This is a genomic window from Bacteroidota bacterium, assembly GCA_016711505.1.
Taxonomy (GTDB): domain Bacteria; phylum Bacteroidota; class Bacteroidia; order AKYH767-A; family 2013-40CM-41-45; genus JADKIH01.
In genome coordinates this window covers 156,158-172,929 of record JADJSV010000007.1, presented here as the reverse complement: position 1 = coordinate 172,929, position 16,772 = coordinate 156,158, and the positions used below count along the sequence as shown (strand labels likewise).

The window sequence follows — 16,772 nt, the reverse complement described above, 5'->3', positions numbered from 1 at the left end:
TGCATTACAAAAATAGAAAGAGGTCATTGGAAATAACCAATGACCTCTTTCTATTTTTGTGTTATGATGATAGTCTGAAATTTGAAACTGGTGCTACTCACCAATTACCACTCACTACTTACCAATTTTCTAAAAGATTAAAATATTCCCATAAATACATGCGTTCTGGATCTCACACAAACGCACCGCTTGAAAATATTTTTCTCTGTCGTCTTTACGACTCTTTGCAGTTTTTCATATGCTCAGGAAAGTTCAACTCAATCAGGAGATTCATCAACGACTTCGGATTTTAAAAAAGTTTCAAGCACATTTGTCATTCGGACAGATGTATTGGACCTACTTGCAACATTGATTGAACCAAATAATTTAAGTATTACTGCCGGATTGGAATTTTCACTGGCTAAAAAATACTCGATTCGTCTTCATGCGAGAACTGAACATATTAGCGACAGATTTTTTTCTACAACAGAATTCAGAAGTGGTCCGGAAATAGTAAAATATTTTTGCGAGAATGTAAATGGGTCATTTTACGGAGGGGCATATCTGGAATATAATTTATATAAAAGCATAAAATACGAAGGAAAATTTACCACCACCAGAATCAATAAATTCTTCAGTCCGGGTATAACTACCGGTTATTGCTATTCAGCAGCAAAACATTTTATAATAGAACCATCACTTCGGTTCGGGTATGGAGACAGATTCGAAGAAACTCATATGAATGTACGGATTGGGTTGTATGTGGGATGGATCTTGTAGGTACTTGTATTTATTTAATTCGACAATAGATCATTAATCAGAAATTAGAAACCGTCAAATCTCTAATTACTAATCTCTATTCACGATTTTCCTTCTAGCCGCTGAAATCTGAAAAAAAATATATACGTTTGTAAAAACATACAAATATGAATTTCCCTGAAAACCTGAAATACACAAAAGACCACGAATGGGTTTTAATTAATGGCAATACAGCTACGATTGGAATCACTGATTTTGCGCAAAGCGAATTGGGTGATATCGTTTACGTAGAGATTGAAACGGAAGGTGATACTTTAGACAAAGAAGCGGTATTTGGGACAGTAGAAGCCGTAAAAACGGTTTCTGATTTGTTTATGCCGGTTTCAGGAAAAATTACTGAATTCAACAGCGGACTTACAAAGAATCCGGAATCTGTAAATAAAGATCCATACGGAAATGGCTGGATGATCAAGGTAGAAATGGGTAATGCTGCTGAAGCAGGCGAACTTATGTCTGCTGCTGATTACAAAAAACTGATTGGCGTAGACGCATAATTCATGTTCTGGCGATACAATAGGGCTGCTTTTCTATGGGCAATATTGATACTTGTCCTTTGTGGTCTTCCCGGTAGCAATTTCCCAAAACTATCATTTCTGGAATGGTTACGTCCTGATAAAATCGTACACCTTATCCTTTTTGGTATTCAAAGTTATCTTCTGATAATTGGATTTATCCGTCAAGATCGTTTTCCGGGATTAAGAGCAAATGCTATTCGCTTGGGAGTATTGTTAAGTATTTCTTACGGTGCATTAGTAGAAGTGCTTCAGACTACCGTTTTCATAGGTAGATCAGGTGATATCAGGGATGCACTTGCAAATTCTATCGGAGCATTTATTGGGCTTTACTTTTTCAGGAAATTTGGAAAAAGACAAGTTACCGGCAATGGTGAAAAAATGAAAATCTAAATTCAATCTGTGAGATCTGGGAGATCTGCGGGAGAAAAACACACAGCAATTTTTTCCCGCAGATCTCGCAAATTCCGCAGAAAATCCTCAGAGTTTCCTCCGGAAATAAAATTTATTTCTTTTAAGATTAAATTTATAGAATTCAATTGACCTGAATGATCTCGCAGAGGTCTCTGCGGATTTTCTGCGCATTCTGCGCAAATCTGCGGGAGCAAAAACACGAAGAAATTTTTCCCGCAGATCCCGCAGAACTCGCAGATTTTTCGCAGATTCTTTTTATCCAAACTTGAATGCAGGTCGGGTAATCATTGAACATTTTCAACGTACCTTTGTTTTTCAACTATGAATTCTCAAAAACACAAAATAATTGTTGCAGTTACCGGCGCCAGCGGAGCTATCTATGCAAAAGTACTTTTCGATAAACTTTTATTACTGAAAGATCAGATCGAAACTGTAGGCATAGTTTTTTCAAGTAATGCAAAAGATGTCTGGGAGTATGAACTTGGCAATAAAAACTATGATCAGATCCCATTCAAAATTCACGACAAAAATGATTTCTTTGCTCCTTTCGCCAGTGGTTCTGCCAAATACAATACAATGATAATTTGTCCATGTAGTATGGGCACGCTGGCAAGAATAGCAACAGGAATTTCAAATGACCTTATTACCCGTGCTGCAGATGTTATATTAAAAGAAAGAAGAAAGTTAATAATGGTAGTCAGAGATACTCCCTACAGTTTGATCCATTTGAACAACATGAAAACCGTCACAGAAGCCGGTGGAATTGTTTGTCCGGCCTCCCCTTCTTTTTATAGCAAGCCCAAAGATTTTGAAGCCCTTGCAGCCACAGTAATTGACCGCGTATTGGATCTGGCCGGATTAGACCAGAGCACATTCCGCTGGAGCGAATGAAGCCAAAAGGCCTTTTAGTTGTGTGTTATCAACCGATTGTCACAGAAAATCGTCTTTTTTAGTTAAAAAAAGAATATCTCTGATAATTAGCAGTTTAAAATGTTTAACACTCACATTCAATAAAACGCTTGACATTACGTATGGAATATGATAATTTAGACAGACCAAAAGCTAAACCGAATACCATGTTCGAGTATACAAAGCAAATTCTCACGAAAGTGAGTTTCGATAGAAACCTTTTTCGTAAAGAGTTGATCAAATCTCTTCGTCTGCTTAAAAGAGATGAACGTCGGTTATTAAAATTATGGTGTGTAGCTACTTTCGCTACATACAGCGATGTTATCATAGACGCTTTCAGGAAGGTTCACTCCTGATAAATTCCAGATTTCTTTTTATCCCTTGAAATCCCGTTCGCTTGACTGCGGACTTACTGAATATTGTTGTAAAAATCTCTGCTGTCATTTCATACCATTCTTCTTTGTTCAGATCCAGTAATGCTCTGTTGGCATTCAACCTTTTTTCTGTGAGTGGTTTTGAAAAACGATTCCACGGACAAACATCCTGACAAATATCACAGCCGAAAACCCAGTTTTCAAATTGACCTTTTACTGTTGTTGGAATTTCATCTTTTAGTTCGATGGTGAAATAAGAAATGCATTTGCTTCCATCGACAACATATGGTTTTATGATTGCATCCGTTGGACAGGCATCTATACATCTAGTGCATGTTCCACAAAAATCTTCTACAGCACCATCAGGAATAAGATCAAGATCTGAAATTATTTCTGCAATAAAATAAAATGATCCGCTTCCTTTATTAATCAGGTTTCCATTCTTACCAATCCAACCCAATCCACTTTTTTTAGCCCAGGCACGGTCAAGCACAGGTGCAGAATCAACAAAAACTCTTCCTTCAACATTACCAATTTTCACTTCGATTGAAGCAACTAATTCCTGAAGCTTTTCTTTTATCACAAAATGATAATCTTTTCCATATGCATATTTGCTGATCTTTGGTGCAGATTCATTTTGTATATCTGATGGGTAATAATTCAGCAAAAGAGAAATCACACTCTTAGCTCCGGGTACAAGCAACCGCGGATCAAGACGCTTATCAAAATGGTTTTCCATATAAGCCATTTTTCCATGACGATTCTGCAACAGCCATTGCTCAAGTCTGGGAGCTTCTTCCTCCAGAAAATCAGCCTTTGAAATTCCACAAAAGTCAAAACCCAGCCGTAAAGCTTCGTCTTTGATCCATTGTGAATTCTCGTGTTTTCTGATATCCATCCGGCAAATTTATTCCTTTTCCCATATAGTTTGGAAATAAATTGGTTTAAGGTGTTTAAGGGTTTAAGGTGCCACGCTCTTGTTAAGTTGCGACCACACCTTAACTCCTCAAACCTCCTCACTTTTCACTTTTCACTTTTCACTTTTCACTTTTCACTTTTCACTTTTCACTTTTCACTTTTCACCCCCCCCCTAAAAATATTTTCCAATTTCCTTGACTTTCTCGTTTTTTTAGTGATACCTTTGTGATATCATTTTAATATCAACCACAATGATCAAAGAAATTAACTACAAAGCATCATCAGGATTTCTGATGTTAGCTCTTTTGTTCGCCATTGTTATCGGCGGCATTTATTTTATTAATGAGCAATATCCATTGGGAATAATAATTTCCGGTTTATTGTTTTTTATGATCACACCAGGATTCATGATCGTAAATCCGAATGAAGCAAGAGTACTTGTCTTCTTTGGTAAATATTCAGGCACTGTGAAAGACAACGGATTTTTTTGGGTTAATCCGCTGATGAGTAAAAAACTTATCTCACTCCGCGCAAGAAACCTGAACGGACAATTCCTGAAAGTGAATGACAAAATGGTAAGCCCTATTGAGATAGCTGCAGTAATTGTATGGCAGGTGAATGAAACATCAAAAGCCTTATTCGAAGTGAATGATTACAACATGTACGTCAACATTCAAAGCGAAGCTGCCATCCGTCACCTTGCAAGTTCATTTCCTTACGATAATCTTGAAAGTAATGACGACGAAATTACTTTGCGCGGCGCACCTGAAAAAGTTCATGAAATGCTTGTCGTAGAATTGAACGAACGCCTTGCAACAGCAGGTATCAATGTTCTAGAAGCGCGCATCAGTCACCTGGCATATGCACAGGAAATTGCACATGCAATGCTTCAACGCCAGCAGGCAACAGCAATAGTTGCAGCACGTAAACAGATCGTTGAAGGTGCGGTAGGAATGGTAGAAATGGCATTGAAGAGATTGTCAGAAAACAAGATCGTAGACCTTGACGAAGAAAGAAAAGCAGCGATGGTGAGTAATCTCTTAGTTGTTCTTTGCGGTGACAGAAGTGTAAATCCTGTTATCAACACAGGCACATTGCACAATTAATAACTAGCCAATGGCGGAGAAAAAAGCTTTCGTTCTAAGAATCAATCCCGAAATCATCAAGCAGCTCGAAAAATGGGCTGCTGATGATTTTCGTAGTGTCAATGGGCAGATTGAGTTTCTTTTGCAAAAAGCGCTTGCAAGAAAGTGGAAGGATGAAGAAGGGGAAATGAAGAGGAATGAAGTGGAATGAAGTAAAATGAAGTGGAATGAAGTGGAATGAAGTGGAATGAAGTGGAATGAAATGGAATGAAGTAAAGAAAAAGTAATTTCTTTTACGGAAAAAAATTATTTCCTTGGTGATTTTGGATTGGGTGAATTTGCTTGGGTAAAATTTTCCTTTGAAGTTCTGATGCTTTTGGAAAGTAAATTTAAAAGATCATTGTTTAGAGATTTTATGTTTTCAAACTCTGATTGGTTCATGTAGCCTGTCGTGTGTAAAAGTTTCAGCCAATAGAAACTTTCTTTTGCTTCTTTTAGAGCGATAGAAAGTTTATGGATAAAGTCTGGTTTGCTCTGAGCGTATACAGATTCAGAAACATTTGCGCCAACCGATGTACCGGATCTTAGCAATTGCTTTGTTAAAACATATTCATTTTTTTCTTTAGCAATTCTTTCTGTGCATTTAATAATTGCAATGGAAAATTCAACACTCTTATCAAGACAAACATTCGGAGCTTTCATAAAAGAAATTTTCCATGAATGTAAATGGTCTTATTTTATTAAAAAAATTATTTCAAAACTCTCCTCTTAAAATCTCCTTATTATATATGTATTTATTTCATCCAAAGCTTTCATCCCCTTACTCTCTTCATTCCTGTTATTTCCTTCATTTCACTTCACTTCATTTCATTTCATTTCACTTATTTTAATTTTAACTTCATTCCACTTCTTTCTACTTCATTTCCTTCATTTCACTTCATTCCACTTATTTTCACTTCATTCTACTTCATTCCACTTCCCTTCAAAAGAGCCCTCCCGCTTGTCCAACGTATTTCTTCCCCAAGTGCCGATAGGCAAGTTCCGTCGCTTCCCTACCACGCGGAGTTCGCTTAAGATATCCTTCCTGAATTAAAAACGGTTCATAAACTTCTTCTATTGTTCCGGCTTCTTCGCTGACGGCTGTGGCAATGGTTGTTAGTCCGACAGGACCACCTTTGAATTTATCGATGATGACAGATAAAATTCTGTTATCCATTTCATCGAGGCCGTGTTGATCGACATTTAATGCTGCTAATGCAGTATGGGAAATATCAAGATCAATGACACCATTACTTTTTATCTGTGCGAAATCACGTACCCTTCTTAGTAGTGCATTTGCAATCCGTGGTGTGCCTCTGCTCCTTCTTGCAATTTCGAAAGCAGCTTCTTCAATTATTTCTGTTCGCAGTAATTGTGAAGAACGTTTGATGATCTTTTGTAAAAGTTTTGCATCATAATATTCCAGTCGACTTGTTATTCCAAAACGTGCGCGCAACGGTGAAGTCAGTAAACCGGATCGTGTCGTTGCACCGATCAATGTAAAAGGATTTATTTTTATTTGAACAGATCTTGCATTCGGACCGGATTCGATCATGATATCGATCTTGTAATCCTCCATCGCCGAATAAAGATATTCTTCCACGACTGGACTCAACCGATGGATCTCATCAATGAACAAAACATCATTCGGTTCCAGATTGGTGAGCAATCCGGCAAGATCGCCGGGTTTATCGAGGACAGGGCCGGAAGTAGTTCTGATACTTACCCCAAGCTCATTTGCAAGAATGTATGCTAATGTAGTTTTACCTAATCCCGGCGGTCCATGTAAAAGAACATGATCAAGAGCCTCATCACGTTGCTTAGCTGCCTGAACAAAGATCTGCAGATTTTCCAATATGGCAGCTTGTCCGGTGAAATCATCAAAACCTTGCGGTCGCAAGACTTTATCGAGTTCCTTTTCAGTTGAACTCAATTGATCGCCGGAAGGGTCTAAATTAGGATTGATCATATATGGCAAAAGTAAGGGTTTGAATCTCACGAAATCCAACAGGAGCGTATTATTTTGAACCCCTCAATTCGTAATACAATTCATCTAACGATAGTCTGAAATCGATAGAAAAATTAAATCCTGGCAGTTTTTTCGTTTGTTCTTTTGAGCGCAGCAAAGCGAATCGATATCCTGAAGAGATTCCGAAGCCAAACCAACGTAAGACATTATATTGTGCAGTAACTTCCGGCTGGTAGAGTATAATAAATTCCGAAGGTCCGTTGACCCTTTTGGATAAGTTTCTGCTGATATACTCGTAGTGAGCAGATCCCAAAGCCAGATTAAATGGAATTACTGAAAATTGCCAGGGGAATTCATGATAGAAAAAATATTCAGCAGATAAATTGAAATAATAAAGTTCCAGTTGGCCGTTAGTCTGGAATGTGTAGTTTTCTTCATCAACTGAAATTGTTGTTACCACACCATTATTTGCCAATGCAAAATATCCAATCCCAAACCTTACTTTTTTGTCGAACGTAACGCCGGTCTTTATACCATCAAAGCTGGCAAAGTCACCATCAATAAATGTATTGTAAGAAGCAAGGTTGAGGAAGAATTTTGGTTTTGTGCGCAAACTCTTTTCTATATCCTCTGTGAACTGTCCAATGCAATTGTTTTGGAATAACACCATCAAAAAAAAAGGAAGTAGAAAAAATCTGCGCTTTGACGGCATCTCGCTTTCCTCAGAATTTTTTTTCTACCGCTTCGATAACAATAATTTTCTTTCCAACCAATTCTTTACCATCCAAACCAACCATTGCTTTTTCTGCATCTTCTTTCTTTTTGAAAGTAACGAACCCAAAGCCTTTAGATTCCCAGGTAATTTTATCGTATACAATTTTTGTATCGACGATCTCTCCAAATTGACGGAAAATAGACTCAAGTAAAACTTCGTTCACTGAACCCTCTATGTTTTTAACGAATAATTTCATGCTGTAAATGTAGAAATTTTATGTAATCCTGTGACAATAAGGCTACGTCAAAACATCACATTTATTCGATCTGCAAATCCTCCATTTGTTCTGAATATTCAAAGTAAAAAGGCTAATATCAACGAGCTTCGAATCCCGAATTACGAATCTCGATTTTCGATTTTTTTACATATCTTCGCCTTTCATAAAAATTTTGTGAGCGATTCACTTGTCATAATCCCTACGTATAACGAAAAAGAGAACGTAGAAAAAATGATCCGGAAGGTTTTTTCTCTGGAGAAAGAATTCCATGTTTTAATAATTGATGATGGATCACCCGATGGTACAGCAGCTATTGTAAAAAATCTGATCCCGCAATTTTCCGGAAAATTATTCATTGAAGAAAGAAAAGGAAAACTCGGATTAGGTACCGCATACATACACGGTTTCAGATGGGCAATTGAAAGAAAATATGATTTCATTTTTGAAATGGATTGCGACTTCTCTCATAATCCTGATGACCTGATCCGGTTATACAAAGCTTGTAAAGACGAAGGCGGCGACTTATCGGTCGGATCGAGATATATTCGTGGGGCAAATGTTGTAAACTGGCCTTTAGGAAGAGTTGTGATGTCATATTATGCTTCTGTTTATGTTAGAATAATAACAGGTATCAGAGTGAAAGACACTACAGCAGGATTTGTATGTTACCAAAGAAAAGTCTTAGAAACCATTCCTCTTGATCTTGATTCGTTTTAAAGGGTATGCATTTCAGATTGAAATGAAATTTACTGCTATAAAATGCGGTTTCAAATTGATTGAAGTGCCGATCGTTTTCACAGACAGGACAGAAGGAACCAGTAAAATGAGCAAAGGAATATTTAAAGAGGCTATACTTGGAGTAATACAGATGAAATGGCAGAGCCTTTTCAGGAAATATCCTAAATGGAATAAGAAGTGAAAAGCTATATTATAAAGAATGCCCGCATCGTAAACGAAGGAAAGATCTTTTCTTCAGACGTGCTTTTAAAAAACGGACGGATTGAAAAAATTGCTTCTGAAATTTCATCACCAAATGCTGAAATTATAAATGCAGAAAACAATTTTCTACTTCCGGGAATGATTGACGATCAGGTACACTTTCGTGAACCCGGTCTAACACATAAGGCAGATATTTATACTGAATCAAAAGCAGCTGTTGCCGGAGGAATTACTTCCTTTATGGAAATGCCGAATACCGTTCCTAACACTTTGACACAGGCTTTACTGCAGGACAAATACGATCTTGCTTCATCGAAATCCCTTGCGAATTATTCATTCTTCATGGGTGTTTCCAACGACAATTACGACGAAGTCATGCGCACAAATCCAAAAACTGTTTGCGGTATAAAGATCTTCATGGGATCTTCTACCGGAAATATGCTTGTAGATGCACCTTCAACTCTTGAAAGAATTTTCGGAAATTCAGAAATGCTGATTGCTACTCACTGTGAAGACGAGAAGACTATCCTACACAATATGGAAAAAGCCCGCAATCAGTATGGAGAAAATGTTCCAATGTGGATGCATCCGCAGATCAGAAGCACTGAAGCGTGTTACCTTTCCTCCTCCTATGCTGTAGCACTTGCTAAGTCTAAAGGAAGTCGTTTGCATGTTTTACATATCAGCACTGAAAAAGAACTTGATTTATTTGACAACATAATTCCGCTCGGTAAAAAAAGAATTACTGCAGAAGCCTGCGTTCATCATTTGTTCTCTGACGAAAGTGATTACGATAGATTGGGCACAAAGATCAAATGGAATCCTGCCGTTAAAACGGAAGCAGATAAGATCGCAATATTAAAAGGCGTACTTGAAAATAAGATCGACGTCATCGCCACTGATCATGCTCCACATACTTTGGAAGAAAAATCGCAGACATACTTCAAAGCGCCATCAGGCGGACCATTAGTGCAACATGCATTGCTGTCATTGATGGAACATTACCATGACAAGAAGATCTCGATTGAAAAGATAGCTGAAAAAACCTCGCATGCACTTTCTGAATGTTTCGGAATTCCCGACCGCGGTTATATTCGTGAAGGATGTTATGCTGATCTTGTCCTGATCAACCCAAATAAAGAATATAAAGTTACACCATCGAACATTTTATATAAATGTAAATGGAGTCCGTTTGAAGATTACACTTTCCGTTCAACAATTGAAAAAACATTTGTGAATGGAAATCTGGTTTTTGATAACAATGAATTCGATGAGTCAAATAAAGGTCAGCGATTAGCGTTTACAGGATTGAACTGATGAAAAAAATCTTCGCAATTTTATTATTGATTATAACTCTGGTTGCATGCAGCAAGAAAAAACCTGATGTTCCGGAAGGTGTACTTTCTATGAAGGATCTTCAGGAAATTTTATCAGACATTCATATTGCACAAGCCGCTTCAACCAATGCTGTCTTGTCAGACTCATCAATTTACAACAACAAAGAGTATATTAATTATATTTTAAAACAGCACAACATTAAGCGTGAAGACTTTTTAAAGAGCATGAAATTTTATACCGAAAATCCTGTTTTGCTTGAAGAAGTATACGATTCAGTGATTACGCAATTGAGCAGAATGCAAGCGGAGAGTGAAGCCGGGAAATAAACGAAAAGTGAAAAGTGAAAAGTGACTTTTTTCTTAGTAAAGTGTTTAGTTTTTGAAGAGTGATGCGGTATGACTTATTGAATTTTCAATAGAAATAAATTCAATTCCGATTTCCTTTTTTATTTTTTCGTTCAGGTATTTCCAGTGCATGTTTCCATTTCTCGCTGTTTCTTTGGTGACCATGGATTTATCACGCATAATAAAACTGCGGAATGCTTCGGCGCGCCAGCCAAGTTCGGCGATTAATGGAGTAACTTTTATTGTTGCTTTTGGTTTATTTAATCCCTCGGCAATTTTGTCGAATACAAATTGATATGGAAGATTTTCACCGTTGATCACGAAACGTTTTCCGGTTACACCTTTATTCATGAGTTCAATTGCACATTTGGAAACATCGCGGTAATCGACAAAACCCGTACTGCCGGTTGCATAAAATTTCAATCCTTTATTGACAGACGAGAACATTTGAGAACTTCCCGAATTCCAGTCGCCCGGACCAATAATGATTGTTGGGTTAATGATAAAAGCTGAAAGCCCCTCTTCTATTCCACGCCACACTTCTCTTTCACCACCATATTTACTGATGGCATAATTTGAATTTTCAGAAGATGTTTTCCAGACATTGTTCTCATCAACGCTTTCACTACCTGCAATTCTTCCAAGTGCAGCAACAGAACTTACATGACAGAAACGTTTCACTTTTTTATCGAGTGCCATGTTTACAACATTGGCTGTTCCTTCCACATTCACTTTCATCATGAGATTTCTTTCCGATGGAAGAAATGAAATCAATGCTGCGGAATGATAAACCACATCAACATTTTCAAAAGCATCTTCAAGTGAAAAGATATCGTTTACATCACCTTCAACCCATTCAACATTTTTCAAACGTTCCGGATCAGCAGAAAAAATCCGGTTGACGACATCCATTTTACTGGAAATCCTGCGCATTGCTTTTACTCTTTCATTCACTGAAAGATCAAAAAGTAAACGGGCTCCGACGAGGCCGGTTGCGCCGGTGATTAGGATCATGGGGCGAAGTTATCTCAATTAGTTCAAGGTTCAAAGTTCAAAGTTGTCTTCGTAGGCGCCTACGAAGACAACTTTGAACTTTGAACCTTGAACTTTGAACTTTCAATTTTGAACTCTACATTAGCCCCATGAAAATGAAGAACTTTATTGAAGAATTACGCTGGCGGGGAATGCTGCACGATATGATGCCGGGAACTGAGGAATTACTTAATTCTGAAATGGTTACAGGGTATATCGGCTTTGATCCCACTGCTGATTCGTTGGGGGTTGGAAATCTGGTTCAGATCATGACTTTGCTTCATTTTCAGAATGCTGGACATAAACCGATTGCTTTGGTAGGTGGTGCAACAGGAATGGTTGGTGATCCTTCAGGTAAATCGGCTGAACGGAATTTATTGAATGAAGAAACACTTCAGCATAATCTGAACAGTCAGAAAAAACAACTGGAGAAATTTTTGAACTTTAACTGCGGTGAAAACTCAGCAGAGATCGTAAACAATTACGATTGGTTTAAGAATTTCTCTTTTCTTGAATTCATCCGTGATGTCGGAAAACATATTTCCATCAATTACATGATGGGAAAAGATTCCGTTAAAAACAGAATGGAAACCGGAATGTCGTTTACAGAATTTTCATACCAACTTGTACAAGGATATGATTTTTACTATTTGTGGAAGAATCACGGAATAAAAATACAAATGGGTGGTTCCGATCAGTGGGGAAACATTGTTACCGGAACAGAATTGATCCGTCGTAAAGATGGCGGTGAAGCATTTGCTTTAACGACTCCGCTTATAAAGAAAGCCGATGGAACAAAGTTCGGTAAAACAGAAGGCGGAAATGTATGGTTAGATCCAAAAAGAACTTCACCATATAAATTCTACCAGTTCTGGCTGAATACTTCTGATGAAGATTGTAGTACTTTCATTCGCATTTTCTCTTTGAAAGGACGTGAAGAAATTGAATCACTCGAAGCAGAACATTTAAAAGCTCCGCATCTGCGTCTGCTTCAAAAAGAACTTGCAAAAGAAATTACGATCAGAGTTCATTCAGAAAATGATTATAATGCAGCAGTTGAAGCATCGGAAATTCTTTTCGGAAAAGGAACAGCAGAATCGTTATTGAATTTATCGGAGAACGATCTTCTTTCCGTTTTTGAAGGTGTACCCCAAGTAAAAATTTCAAAAGAAGAAATGAATTCCGGAATAAACGTAATTGAATTTTTCTCCGACAAAACTCAGATCTTTCCATCACGTGGCGAAGCAAGAAAAATGCTTCAAGGCGGCGGTGTGCTAATCAACAAAACAAAAGTTGAAGACCCGGAATTAAATGTTAATGCTGAGCATTTGATGAAAGGGAAATATTTGCTGGCGCAGAAAGGAAAGAAAAATTATTACTTGGTAACAGTTGAATAAAATTTAACTAATAACGAATAACTATTGTTTCGTAACGAAGTTGGGTGTTTTGTAGCTACTCATTATTTACTATTAGCTATTCGTTCTTTTTTCCTTGCTCCTTATCGTACTTATTATTCATCCTCTGCAACAAAATCGAAACTCCAACCACCATTGCGACTGAAAAGAAAAAATTGAATCCAAGATTAATATAATCTTGTTTGCTTAATGTTCCCATTCGTTTTTGAATGAGGTAAATTGAAATTAAGCTTCCAACACCAACTGAGACAAAGATGATGGCGAAACGGCGTGTCTTATTCATTGTAATTTATTGAGAGGCCAAAAGTACACATTAAATTTATTCTACCATGAGATTACAACCGCGGATATCGCTGAAATCGAATCTTCCGATGATTTCAAACGAAGTAGGACTATGCGATATTCCAAGATCCTGAGTTGCAATAAAGGCGCATGAATCCAGATTGGCAAGATCGATAACATTCACTGCTCCGCTTTTACCCATTTCTGCGGATTGCATCGGATCATTCATTTCCCGTATTAATACGCGCATCCATGGAGGAGTATGAAAAACTCCTTCCCCTTTGGAATATGCCTGCGACAACATTTCTGTCATTCCGTATTCAGAATGGATAGATTTCACTCCAAAGGCAGGCTTCAGCAATTCATGAACTTCTGTACGGATCATTTCCTTCCGTTTGCCTTTCATTCCACCGGTCTCCATTACATTCAATTCCGGAAAACTAAGGCTATATTGATCTGCAAAATCAAGAAGAGCATAGGTTACTCCAATCAGTACAACATTTTTATTTTCTGCCCGCAATTTCATCAGCAGAGTTTTCAACTTATCATATTCATTCAGGAAAAAACCGCTTCGCAGATCCTTACTTTCAGAGATCAGTTTTTCCATCATGTAAATTAATGACGAACCTGATCGTTCCAGATATGAAGGAAGCAATGCAAGAAAAACAAAATCCTCAGGCTCTCCATAAAAAAATCTGAACGTTCTGATAAATGATTCTTCATACAGATCAAGTTCCTTTACAAAATGCTTTGAAGAAACACTTCCGGTTGTTCCACTGCTGAGAAAAATTGCCTGCTCCTGAAAATTACCGGTCTTAATTTCATTCGTCTTGAATAACTCAACCGGAAGAAATGGAATATCTGAAAGTTGTTTCACTGATTCAGGATTCACTTTACATCCTTCTACAAAAGTTCTGTAGAAAGAATTATTTTCAATTTGATAATTAAAAATATCCAATGCCAACTGAAGAAAAGATTCAGGTGTATGTTCTTCAAAAATTCGAAGACGAAGTTCATTTCGTTTCATGAGATCAATTTTTCGACTGGTGGATAATCGGTTGAATAATGTAGTCCTACACTTTCTTTTCTTGCTTGCGCAGATTTCACGATCAGATAAGCAACTGTGATCAGATTACGCAACTCACAGAGGCGAGGTGAAACGATCGTTCGTTCATACAAACCTTCTGTCTCACCATAGATAATTCTCAATCGGTCCATTGCCCGTTTCAATCGCTGATCAGATCGCACGATACCAACATAATTGCTCATCACATTCTGCAATTCACGCAAATTAGAAGTGATTAAGACAAGTTCATTCGGTTGTACTGTACCTTCTGAATCCCATTCAGGGACATTTGTATTAAATTCTATTGCCCCTACTCTTTTTATAACATCAGCTGCTGCGCGATGAGAATACACAAGTGCTTCAAGCAGAGAATCCGAAGCAAGACGATTTCCGCCATGCAGACCTGTGCAGGAACATTCTCCTGCAGCATATAAATTATTGATCGAACTTTTTCCATCAAGATCAACTACAATTCCTCCGCATTGATAATGAGCAGCAGGAACAACAGGGATCATTGCAGTAAAAGGATCGATTCCAAGTGTATTACATTTTGCTAAAATATTCGGGAAGTGAGATTTGAATTCTTCACGGTCAATATGCCGGCAATCAAGATAAACGAAATCTTCCCCGCGGACTTTCATTTCATTATCGATCGCGCGGGCAACAATATCTCGTGGAGCAAGTGATTTTCTTTCATCATAATTTTGCATGAACTCTGCACCATCTTTTGTCTTCAGTATACCGCCCATTCCACGGACAGCTTCGGTAATTAAAAATGAAGGATGTTCATTCGGATTATATAGAGCTGTCGGATGAAATTGTATAAACTCCATGTCCTTCACAATACCTTTTGCACGATAAACCATTCCTACTCCATCACCGGTTGCAATGACTGGATTAGTTGTTGAACGATACACTTGTCCGGAACCACCTGTTGCAACTAAAGTTATTTTAGAAAGAATTGTTTCAACTTCGCCGGTATGTAAATTGAGTGCATATGCACCAAAACTTTGTATATCCGGATTCGACCGTTTTACTTCTTCGCCTAAATGATGTTGAGTGATAATATCGAGAGCGAAGTAATGCGTATACATTGAAATATTCGGGTGACTTCTGATCTGTGCAAGCAATGCACGTTCTATTTCATTTCCTGTTGCATCTTTGTAATGCAAAACTCTGTTTGCACTATGTCCGCCTTCTTTTGCAAGATCATACTCACCATTCTCATCTCTGTCAAATCGCGTTCCCCAATCGATGATCTCACGGATACGGTCAGCACCTTCGGTAATCACAGTCCGCACGACTTTTTCATCGCACAAACCTGCACCGGCAATCAATGTATCCTTAATATGTTCTTCGAAAGAATCGGGAGCTTGTAAAACACCGGCTATTCCACCTTGTGCATATTTGGTATTCGTCTCATCAGCATTTGCTTTGGTGATGATCAGAACCTTACCAAATTCAGCAACTTTCAATGCAAAAGTTAAACCGGCAATACCGGACCCAATAATTAAAAAATCAACCTGACGCCTCATACTTTTGATTTCGGATACGGAATTCGGATTAGGCTAAACAATTAAAGCCATCTCTTGAAATTAGACATCAAAAATAAGGGTATAATGGTTATAAAACTAGTGAAATATGTATCTTCCTTTAAACGTTTTTTTATTTCCCCAAAATACCGAATAACCGCAGATTTTTGACTTTAACCTGACCTTGTCAAACCACTTCGGAAAAAATCCTCATCAACATCTACGCAGAAGCGACACCAAATCCTGCGGCGATGAAATTTGTTGTTAATCGATATTTACTGGAAGAAGGCAGCGTTGAATATACTTCTAAAGAATCAGCGCATAATTCACCATTGGCTCAACAACTGTTTGCATTCAGCGGAATTACTTCTGTTTTTATAAGTTCAAACTTCGTAACACTTTCCAAATCGAACGATCTCGATTGGTATGAATTGATTCCTATCATCAGAACTTTTCTGAAAAACTTTTTCGAAAACGATGAAAAAGTTTTTACCGGACCTAATCAACAGGTTGCGGATCCAACAATTGAAAGAACAAAAACAGCTTCAGCAGTTGAAACAAAAATAATTGAAGCGTTAGAAGAATATGTAAAACCCGCAGTCGAACAAGACGGCGGTGCAATTCATTTTAAATCTTTTGAAGATGGAATTGTAACTGTTGTAATGAAAGGCTCTTGCAGCGGATGTCCATCATCAACCGTAACTCTTAAATCGGGAATTGAGCGATTACTTAAACAGTTGGTACCTGAGGTGAATGAGGTGGTTGCAGAAGCCTTGTAAACTAATAACGAATAATTAATAACGAATAACGGGCG

The 16,772-nt window shown here is 37.8% G+C and carries 20 protein-coding genes and 1 pseudogene; 12 read left to right on the top strand and 9 right to left on the bottom strand.

The features are described from left to right. Positions 1-189: 189 nt before the first annotated feature. The 5 genes from IPL24_10160 to IPL24_10140 all read left to right on the top strand — a co-directional run bounded on the left by IPL24_10160 (position 190) and on the right by IPL24_10140 (position 2,989). Entirely contained in the window at positions 190-759 is a 570-nt protein-coding gene (locus IPL24_10160) for a DUF3575 domain-containing protein (GenBank protein MBK8364025.1), read from the top strand. 146 nt (positions 760-905) lie between these two features. Then, complete coding sequence (gcvH, locus tag IPL24_10155; GenBank protein ID MBK8364024.1) at positions 906-1,292, top strand: glycine cleavage system protein GcvH; 387 nt, start codon at positions 906-908, stop codon at positions 1,290-1,292. Positions 1,293-1,295: 3 nt separating this feature from the next. Continuing rightward, on the top strand, positions 1,296-1,703 hold the full coding sequence (gene vanZ / locus IPL24_10150; GenBank protein MBK8364023.1) for a VanZ family protein: 408 nt from the start codon (positions 1,296-1,298) through the stop codon (positions 1,701-1,703). A 342-nt stretch (positions 1,704-2,045) separates the two neighbouring features. Continuing rightward, complete coding sequence (locus IPL24_10145) at positions 2,046-2,615, top strand: UbiX family flavin prenyltransferase (GenBank protein MBK8364022.1); 570 nt, start codon at positions 2,046-2,048, stop codon at positions 2,613-2,615. A gap of 185 nt (positions 2,616-2,800) precedes the next feature. Beyond that, positions 2,801-2,989, top strand: coding sequence for a hypothetical protein (locus tag IPL24_10140; protein ID MBK8364021.1), 189 nt, complete (start codon positions 2,801-2,803; stop codon positions 2,987-2,989). On the opposite strand, the gene queG is transcribed toward IPL24_10140, so the two are convergent. After that, positions 2,970-3,905, bottom strand: a complete 936-nt coding sequence (queG, locus tag IPL24_10135; GenBank protein MBK8364020.1) for a tRNA epoxyqueuosine(34) reductase QueG — start codon at positions 3,903-3,905, stop codon at positions 2,970-2,972. The genes IPL24_10140 and queG overlap by 20 nt on opposite strands. Positions 3,906-4,176: 271 nt before the next feature. On the opposite strand from queG, the gene IPL24_10130 reads away from it, so the two are divergent. Together IPL24_10130 and IPL24_10125 are read left to right on the top strand one after the other, a co-directional pair. Continuing rightward, a complete protein-coding gene (locus tag IPL24_10130; protein MBK8364019.1) occupies positions 4,177-5,031 on the top strand; it encodes an SPFH domain-containing protein in 855 nt (284 codons plus the stop codon). A 10-nt stretch (positions 5,032-5,041) separates the two neighbouring features. Next, positions 5,042-5,221 carry an Arc family DNA binding domain-containing protein gene (locus tag IPL24_10125; protein ID MBK8364018.1) on the top strand — a complete coding sequence of 60 codons (180 nt, stop codon included), beginning with the start codon at positions 5,042-5,044 and terminating at the stop codon, positions 5,219-5,221. Between the two features lie 95 nt (positions 5,222-5,316). Here IPL24_10125 and IPL24_10120 read toward each other — a convergent pair whose 3' ends face one another. From IPL24_10120 to IPL24_10105, 4 genes are all read right to left on the bottom strand, one after another. Next, on the bottom strand, positions 5,317-5,712 hold the full coding sequence (locus IPL24_10120; protein ID MBK8364017.1) for a four helix bundle protein: 396 nt from the start codon (positions 5,710-5,712) through the stop codon (positions 5,317-5,319). Between the two features lie 280 nt (positions 5,713-5,992). After that, the gene (gene ruvB, locus IPL24_10115) at positions 5,993-7,015 is read right to left on the bottom strand and encodes a Holliday junction branch migration DNA helicase RuvB (protein MBK8364016.1); all 1,023 of its coding nucleotides are present in this window, start codon (positions 7,013-7,015) and stop codon (positions 5,993-5,995) included. A gap of 52 nt (positions 7,016-7,067) precedes the next feature. Further along, positions 7,068-7,631, bottom strand: coding sequence for a hypothetical protein (locus IPL24_10110; GenBank protein ID MBK8364015.1), 564 nt, complete (start codon positions 7,629-7,631; stop codon positions 7,068-7,070). Positions 7,632-7,740: 109 nt separating this feature from the next. Then, the gene (locus tag IPL24_10105; protein ID MBK8364014.1) at positions 7,741-7,989 is read right to left on the bottom strand and encodes an RNA-binding protein; all 249 of its coding nucleotides are present in this window, start codon (positions 7,987-7,989) and stop codon (positions 7,741-7,743) included. Between the two features lie 195 nt (positions 7,990-8,184). On the opposite strand from IPL24_10105, the pseudogene IPL24_10100 reads away from it, so the two are divergent. From IPL24_10100 to IPL24_10090, 3 genes and pseudogenes are all read left to right on the top strand, one after another. Then, positions 8,185-8,929 (top strand): annotated as a pseudogene (locus IPL24_10100) (polyprenol monophosphomannose synthase). Continuing rightward, the gene (locus IPL24_10095) at positions 8,926-10,266 is read left to right on the top strand and encodes a dihydroorotase (protein ID MBK8364013.1); all 1,341 of its coding nucleotides are present in this window, start codon (positions 8,926-8,928) and stop codon (positions 10,264-10,266) included. Before IPL24_10100 ends, IPL24_10095 begins: the two are co-directional and overlap by 4 nt. After that, positions 10,266-10,613 (top strand): DUF4296 domain-containing protein, encoded by a 348-nt coding sequence (locus IPL24_10090; GenBank protein ID MBK8364012.1) that lies wholly within the window; start codon positions 10,266-10,268, stop codon positions 10,611-10,613. The genes IPL24_10095 and IPL24_10090 overlap by 1 nt, the downstream gene beginning before the upstream one ends. 45 nt (positions 10,614-10,658) lie before the next feature. Here the strand turns inward: IPL24_10090 and IPL24_10085 are convergent, their stop codons facing one another. Then, entirely contained in the window at positions 10,659-11,645 is a 987-nt protein-coding gene (locus IPL24_10085; GenBank protein ID MBK8364011.1) for an NAD-dependent epimerase/dehydratase family protein, read from the bottom strand. Between the two features lie 134 nt (positions 11,646-11,779). Here IPL24_10085 and IPL24_10080 point away from each other — a divergent pair, with 134 nt between their 5' ends. Then, positions 11,780-13,060, top strand: coding sequence for a tyrosine--tRNA ligase (locus tag IPL24_10080; protein ID MBK8364010.1), 1,281 nt, complete (start codon positions 11,780-11,782; stop codon positions 13,058-13,060). A 76-nt stretch (positions 13,061-13,136) separates the two neighbouring features. On the opposite strand, the gene IPL24_10075 is transcribed toward IPL24_10080, so the two are convergent. Genes IPL24_10075 through nadB form a run of 3 tightly spaced genes read right to left on the bottom strand, consistent with a single transcriptional unit; the run spans position 13,137 to position 15,961 of the window. After that, positions 13,137-13,361 carry a hypothetical protein gene (locus IPL24_10075; protein MBK8364009.1) on the bottom strand — a complete coding sequence of 75 codons (225 nt, stop codon included), beginning with the start codon at positions 13,359-13,361 and terminating at the stop codon, positions 13,137-13,139. Between the two features lie 36 nt (positions 13,362-13,397). After that, positions 13,398-14,387, bottom strand: a complete 990-nt coding sequence (locus IPL24_10070; GenBank protein ID MBK8364008.1) for an acyl transferase — start codon at positions 14,385-14,387, stop codon at positions 13,398-13,400. Further along, entirely contained in the window at positions 14,384-15,961 is a 1,578-nt protein-coding gene (nadB, locus tag IPL24_10065; protein ID MBK8364007.1) for an L-aspartate oxidase, read from the bottom strand. The genes IPL24_10070 and nadB overlap by 4 nt, the downstream gene beginning before the upstream one ends. A 203-nt stretch (positions 15,962-16,164) precedes the next feature. Here nadB and IPL24_10060 point away from each other — a divergent pair, with 203 nt between their 5' ends. Then, positions 16,165-16,737 (top strand): NifU family protein, encoded by a 573-nt coding sequence (locus tag IPL24_10060; GenBank protein MBK8364006.1) that lies wholly within the window; start codon positions 16,165-16,167, stop codon positions 16,735-16,737. Positions 16,738-16,772 lie beyond the last annotated feature (35 nt).

Coding starts and splice junctions, on each gene's coding strand:
- IPL24_10120 (MBK8364017.1), bottom strand. CDS start 5,712: ATGAAAGCTCCGAATGTTTGTCTTGATAAGAGTGTTGAATTTTCCATT.
- IPL24_10080 (MBK8364010.1), top strand. CDS start 11,780: ATGAAGAACTTTATTGAAGAATTACGCTGGCGGGGAATGCTGCACGAT.
- gcvH (MBK8364024.1), top strand. CDS start 906: ATGAATTTCCCTGAAAACCTGAAATACACAAAAGACCACGAATGGGTT.
- IPL24_10125 (MBK8364018.1), top strand. CDS start 5,042: ATGGCGGAGAAAAAAGCTTTCGTTCTAAGAATCAATCCCGAAATCATC.
- queG (MBK8364020.1), bottom strand. CDS start 3,905: ATGGATATCAGAAAACACGAGAATTCACAATGGATCAAAGACGAAGCT.
- vanZ (MBK8364023.1), top strand. CDS start 1,296: ATGTTCTGGCGATACAATAGGGCTGCTTTTCTATGGGCAATATTGATA.
- IPL24_10075 (MBK8364009.1), bottom strand. CDS start 13,361: ATGAATAAGACACGCCGTTTCGCCATCATCTTTGTCTCAGTTGGTGTT.
- nadB (MBK8364007.1), bottom strand. CDS start 15,961: ATGAGGCGTCAGGTTGATTTTTTAATTATTGGGTCCGGTATTGCCGGT.
- IPL24_10085 (MBK8364011.1), bottom strand. CDS start 11,645: ATGATCCTAATCACCGGCGCAACCGGCCTCGTCGGAGCCCGTTTACTT.
- IPL24_10145 (MBK8364022.1), top strand. CDS start 2,046: ATGAATTCTCAAAAACACAAAATAATTGTTGCAGTTACCGGCGCCAGC.
- IPL24_10140 (MBK8364021.1), top strand. CDS start 2,801: ATGTTCGAGTATACAAAGCAAATTCTCACGAAAGTGAGTTTCGATAGA.
- IPL24_10070 (MBK8364008.1), bottom strand. CDS start 14,387: ATGAAACGAAATGAACTTCGTCTTCGAATTTTTGAAGAACATACACCT.
- IPL24_10090 (MBK8364012.1), top strand. CDS start 10,266: ATGAAAAAAATCTTCGCAATTTTATTATTGATTATAACTCTGGTTGCA.
- IPL24_10130 (MBK8364019.1), top strand. CDS start 4,177: ATGATCAAAGAAATTAACTACAAAGCATCATCAGGATTTCTGATGTTA.
- IPL24_10105 (MBK8364014.1), bottom strand. CDS start 7,989: ATGAAATTATTCGTTAAAAACATAGAGGGTTCAGTGAACGAAGTTTTA.